The organism is Caballeronia sp., assembly GCF_049581465.1.
In the GTDB taxonomy this organism is placed as follows: Bacteria; Pseudomonadota; Gammaproteobacteria; order Burkholderiales; family Burkholderiaceae; genus Caballeronia.
This window is the reverse complement of record NZ_JBAUSA010000280.1, coordinates 1-2,127: the sequence shown is the minus strand read 5'-3', so window position 1 is coordinate 2,127 and position 2,127 is coordinate 1. Positions and strand designations below refer to the sequence as shown.

2 protein-coding genes are annotated in these 2,127 nt (G+C 63.2%); both read left to right on the top strand.

Annotated elements, in window-relative coordinates; genetic code table 11:
* On the top strand, nucleotides 1-1,443 hold a 1,443-nt coding region (locus WCA53_RS06940; protein WP_423907293.1), incomplete at its 5' end, for a LuxR C-terminal-related transcriptional regulator.
* A gap of 261 nt (nucleotides 1,444-1,704) precedes the next feature.
* The gene (locus tag WCA53_RS06935) at nucleotides 1,705-2,100 is read left to right on the top strand and encodes a DUF417 family protein (RefSeq protein ID WP_423907291.1); all 396 of its coding nucleotides are present in this window, start codon (nucleotides 1,705-1,707) and stop codon (nucleotides 2,098-2,100) included.
* Nucleotides 2,101-2,127 lie beyond the last annotated feature (27 nt).

The following is a 2,127-nucleotide window of genomic DNA, read 5'->3' as shown; positions in this document are numbered from 1 at the left end:
CTCGACGGACAGCCGCCGCATCTGGTCAGCTTTCTGCTGCGCAGTTCCGTACTAGGAAGGCTGAGTGGTGAGCTGTGCGACGCGGTGCTGGAAGCTTCCGATTCGGCCTCCGTCTTGGAGGAGATCGAGAGCGAGAACATGTTTCTGGTGCCGCTGGACGTGTCGCGCCGCTGGTATCGCTATCACCACCTATTCGGCGAATTGTTGCGCGCCGAATTGCGTCGCACCGAGCCTGATCGCGTTCGGGGTCTGCACCGACGGGCCGCGACCTGGTTTGAGGGCGAGGGCCTTATCGACGAAGCGCTGCGCCACCTAGTGGCCGCCGGTGACATCGCAAAAAGCGCGGATCTCATCGCGGAGGACTGGGCCGACGAGTTCAACGGAGGCGGGCTATCGACAGTCTCCGGCCGCCTCGATCTCCTTCCCTATGAGACTGTTTCGCAGGATCCGCGGCTGAGCTCCGCGCGGGCCTGGATAGCCCTGAACGGCGGACAACTCGATGAGGCCGCCTCGTGGATCGAGAAAATCGAGGCCAGACCCGCGCACGACACCACAGATGGTGGCGGCACCGCTGCTCAAGCTGCGGTCTTGCGCGCGTTTTACTTGTTCAAGACCGGCGACGTCCGCGGGGCTCTCGAGACGGCTCGCCGGGCGGTCACTCTTAGTTTCGGTGAGGCGCCGCTGGCCCAATCTGGCGCTCATTGCGTTCACGGGTCTGCGTTGCTTTTTTCGAGCAACAGTCACGAGGCACAAGCCGCATTTCAGCAGGCCGTGCAGGTATCCGACAACGTCGGTGATCGTCGCGCACGCACCTATGCGCTGGGTTATCTGGCGATGATCTCGGCCGAACACGGTCAGCACGCAGACGCTGAGCTTTACATCCGCCGGGCTTCCGGCAGCAGCCGCGACCTGGGGGAGGCCGAGCATTATGTGGACGTGATGGTGTCGCTTGCCGCCGCGACCATCCTCGACGCGCAAGGTAACGGGGCTGCCGCCGCATTCGCGGCCGACACGGCCGTCATGTTGGCCCGTCAAGGTGGAGCAATTCCCGAACTCGCCAAGGCGCTGCTGGTCAGAGCGGACATCCTCCAGCGCATCGGTGACGACCAAACCGCGAAGGCCAACATCGAGGAGGTTGAGCAGTTGGTGCGCGGTTGCGCGGACTCCGGCATCCTGCCGGCGCTGCTGGCCGCGGCTGAACGCGGCATGGGCATTGCGATGGCCACGCGCGGCGTAATGAGCGCGGGCCGGGAAGAGTTGACTTCCAAGGAGTTCGAGATTCTTCGTCTGCTCGCCACCCGGTTGTCTCGGCGAGAGATCGCCGAGCACCTCTTCGTATCGATCAACACCGTGAAAACCCATCAGCGTTCGCTCTACCGCAAGCTCGACGCTGACGACCGCAGCACCGCGCTCGCGCGGGCACGAAACCTCGGCCTCCTTTGACGATCTCACCCGGGTGAATTGCTTTGGCGGATGAGGACACGTCCTCCCGCGATCGGAGATAGTGGCGTTGATCTGACCGCGACAACTAAAGCCTGGATGACGTTTTCGAGCGCACAAATCGGGCGCGGGTCGCGGCGGCGAGATGCAACTAGAACGGAGACCGCATGTCACACGATGAAGCCGCAGGCGTCATGGCAGCGGGGTCAGGACATTATCGAACGACTGGCGCGGCGGCTCTTGTCGCTCGGTATGGTTTGGTGATTGTCATCGCTTGGTTCGGCGCCCCTCAAGCCGTGGTTCCCGAAAGCATCCGTGCTGGGCGGCATCCTCGCCACGATCTTCTTCGTAGGGACTCTGAGTTTCATGGTCACCACGCCTGGCATCGGAGAAGCGTCTGCCGGCGGCTTTCCCGTCTTGTCCGCGACTGGGGAGTTCTTGATGAAGGACATCGCGCTGTTCGGATTTAGCACTGTGGTCGCTGGCCGACGCGATCGACACAGCCCGCAGGTAGGTGCCAGTTGCTGCCGCAACCACTTACCCCTTGCGCGCACCACGATGCCGGGTCGCTGCGATTCCTTCGTCGTTCTGGGTCGGGACGGAGGCCGCGGTTTCGACGAGCGACCAGTAGTTTCTTTCACGCTCGGTCAGCTCGTTTGACGTGATAGCACCGAAGGCGGCGGCGTC